We start from the raw sequence: 2,927 nt of genomic DNA, 5'->3' as shown, positions 1-2,927 counted from the left end.
CGCCCGCGCCGCCCGTCGCGTCGCGGGGCGGCCGACGGCGGTCGCGCACCGGCTCGCCGCGATGCTGCTCGAGTACCCGACCACCGAGCTCCTCGAGCGGCTCCCGCTGCTGCGCGGCGCCGCGGCGGAGCTGCCGTCGCCGGTGCGCGAGCCGCTCGACGGTCTCCTCGCCCACCTCGGCACGACGCCGCTGCCGGAGCTCCAGGCCGAGTACGTCGCGACCTTCGACCTGCGACGACGCTGCTCGCTCTACCTCACGTACTTCGCCTACGGCGACACCCGCAAGCGGGGCGTCGCGCTGGTCGAGTTCAAGCAGGCCTACCGCCGCGCGGGCCTCGAGCTGGTCGACGACGAGCTGCCCGACCACCTCTGCGTCGTGCTGGAGTTCGCGTCGGGCGAGCGCGACGAGGACCGCGAGGCCGGCCTGCGGCTGCTGCTCGAGCACCGGGCCGGGCTCGAGCTGCTGCGGCTCGCGCTGGTCGACGGCGGCTCGCCCTGGGCCGGGGCACTCGCGGCGGTGTGCGCGACGCTGCCGCCGCTCGACGGCGACGAGCGTGCCGCCGTCGAGCGCCTCGCGGCCGAGGGACCGCCGGGGGAGGAGGTCGGCCTCGAGCCGTTCGCGCCGCCGTCGTACCTCGGCACGGGACCGGAGCCCGCGCTCACGACGGCGCCCCGCCACGCGGGCGCCGGACTCCTCGACGGGTCCCTCGCCGGCGTGGGCGCCGGTGGGCCGCAGCCGCTGCCGATGCCGACGACGAGGGCAGGAGACCGCCGATGACCACCACCGACACGGTCCTGTGGGTCGTGATCCCGTACGTGTGCCTCGCCTTCTTCGTCCTCGGGCACGTCTGGCGCTACCGGTACGACAAGTTCGGCTGGACCACGCGCTCCTCGCAGCTCTACGAGAGCCGCCTGCTGCGGTGGGCGAGCCCGATGTTCCACTTCGGGATCCTGGCCGTGTTCCTCGGCCACGTCATGGGCCTGGGCATCCCCAAGTCCTGGACCGAGGCGGTCGGGATGACCGAGGAGGTCTACCACTTCCTCGCGGTGACGATCGGCGCCGTCGCGGGTGTGTGCACCGTCGTCGGGATGGTCCTGCTCATCTACCGCCGGCGCACGGTCGGCCCGGTGTTCAGCGCCACCACGCGCATGGACAAGGCCATGTACCTGGTGCTCGCGGTCGTCATCTTCCTCGGCATGTGGAACACCGTCGCGGGTTCGATCCTCAACCTCGGCGGCCACTACGACTACCGCGACGGCGTCTCGGTGTGGTTCCGCGGGATCTTCCGGTTCGACCTGCACCCCGAGCTCATGGCGGAGGCGCCGCTCGGCTTCCAGCTGCACGGCATGGCGGCGATGCTGCTCTTCGCGCTGTGGCCGTTCACGCGCCTCGTGCACGTGTTCAGCGCGCCGGTCGGCTACCTGTGGCGGCCCTACGTCGTCTACCGCGCCAAGCCGGACCGGCTCGGTGCCCGGGCGTCCCGCCGGGGCTGGGACCGCGTCGAGCGCCGGCCCGAGACGTCCGGGCGGCGCTGACCGCCGTCAGCCGGCGCCGAACCGCCCTCAGCCGGCGCCGACCGGCGTCACTCCAGGTCGCCGGTCCAGGGACGCGGCTCGGCGCCCTGGCTCTGGCGCACCATCTCCTGCGTCATCCAGTCCCGCAGCGCGACGAGCCGCGGCGGGGTCGTGAGCGAGAGCAGCGCCGAGGTCTCCGCGAACGCGTCGAGCGCCTCCATCGCGGACTGCCACGCGAGCACCATCTCGGTGCTCCCGGGCCCGCCGGTGTAGACGAGGTCGACCGTGGCGTCACCGCGGGCCAGGGCGTCGCTGCGCTGCTGGTCGATCACGGTGAGCTCGCCGCTGTACGAGCCGGTCAGGGCCCCGGCGAGCGCGACGAGCTGCGCCGGCGCGTGCGTGGTCGCCGCGACCTGGGAGAGGAGCGCGCACTCGCGCAGGATCCCGCTCGTGTGCTCGCGCGCCAGGATGCCGAGGCGCACCGGGTACCCGACCAGCGTGAAGGTGCGTGCGCCGTCGCCCGCCGCGCGCGACTCGAGGGCCGACGGCGTGCGCGGCCGGGGGAGCACGGGCTCGACCTCGCCCTCCCACGGACCCATGAGCAGCTCGTCGTCGTCCGGCCACGCGGCCAGCAGCGCCTCCGGGTCGGGCGGCTCGACCGTGTCGGCGTCCTGGTCGACGCCGAGCTCGCACCAGACGGACTTCGCGTCGCCCTCGAGCAGGTCGACGCCCCACGAGCGCGCGAGCAGCCCGACCATCTCCATGCCGCGACCGGTCGCCGAGCGCACGGTGTGGACGAGGCGCCGGGGCATCGCCGTCGAGCGGTCCCGGACGTCGAGCCGGATGGTGTCGCCGAGGTCCTCGACGCTGATCCGGATCTCGGTGCGGGCGTGCAGCACGGCGTTCGTCACGAGCTCGGAGATGCAGGCCTCGGCCCGGTCGACGACGTCGGCGTGCTGACCGACGAGCGCGTCCTGCACGAAGCGGCGCGCGTGCGGCACGGACGAGGGCTCGGCCGGCAGGGTCACCGTGCCCAGGCCGACGGCCTCGGGACCCCCGCCCACGACGGCACCGGCGGCGGGTTCCGCAGGTTGGCTCATCGGGGCCTCCAGCTGGTGCCTGAGCGCTGACATGTCAGGACACAGGGTGAGACATCCGGCCCCCCACGTCATGACGCGACTGCTGCTCCCATCGTGCCAGTGATCCGCCCGCACTTCTCCCTCGGCGGCGCAGAACCCTTGACGGTGCGCCCGTGGTGCCGATGGGGCAGGCGATGAGTGCACACGCTGAGAACCCAGGGCCCACGAGCCCGCTCCTGCGAGGCACCGGCGCGCTCGGCCGGGACGCCGCGCTCGCGAGCGCGCCCGCGGACGCCGGTCTGGGCGCGGGCGGGCCGGAGGACGCGCCCGACG

The 2,927-nt window shown here is 74.5% G+C and carries 3 protein-coding genes; 2 read left to right on the top strand and 1 reads right to left on the bottom strand.

The window, feature by feature from the left end; genetic code table 11:
• Together narJ and narI are read left to right on the top strand one after the other, a co-directional pair.
• A partial coding sequence (gene narJ / locus ICW40_RS11480) for a nitrate reductase molybdenum cofactor assembly chaperone (protein ID WP_221654058.1) occupies window positions 1-778 on the top strand: 778 nt, incomplete at its 5' end.
• Entirely contained in the window at window positions 775-1,536 is a 762-nt protein-coding gene (gene narI / locus ICW40_RS11475) for a respiratory nitrate reductase subunit gamma (protein WP_221654056.1), read from the top strand. The genes narJ and narI, both read left to right, overlap by 4 nt.
• A 47-nt stretch (window positions 1,537-1,583) precedes the next feature.
• On the opposite strand, the gene ICW40_RS11470 is transcribed toward narI, so the two are convergent.
• Window positions 1,584-2,615, bottom strand: a complete 1,032-nt coding sequence (locus tag ICW40_RS11470; protein ID WP_221654047.1) for an ATP-binding protein — start codon at window positions 2,613-2,615, stop codon at window positions 1,584-1,586.
• Between the last annotated feature and the right edge of the window lie 312 nt (window positions 2,616-2,927).

The organism is Actinotalea ferrariae (assembly GCF_019733465.1).
Taxonomy (GTDB): Bacteria; Actinomycetota; Actinomycetes; order Actinomycetales; family Cellulomonadaceae; genus Actinotalea; species Actinotalea ferrariae_A.
Note: the sequence above shows the minus strand (reverse complement) of the source record. Positions and strands in the feature narration are given on the sequence as shown.

Excerpts from the sequence above, each read along its gene's own strand:
- ICW40_RS11470 (WP_221654047.1), bottom strand. The coding sequence starts at position 2,615 with ATGAGCCAACCTGCGGAACCCGCCGCCGGTGCCGTCGTGGGCGGGGGT.
- narI (WP_221654056.1), top strand. The coding sequence starts at position 775 with ATGACCACCACCGACACGGTCCTGTGGGTCGTGATCCCGTACGTGTGC.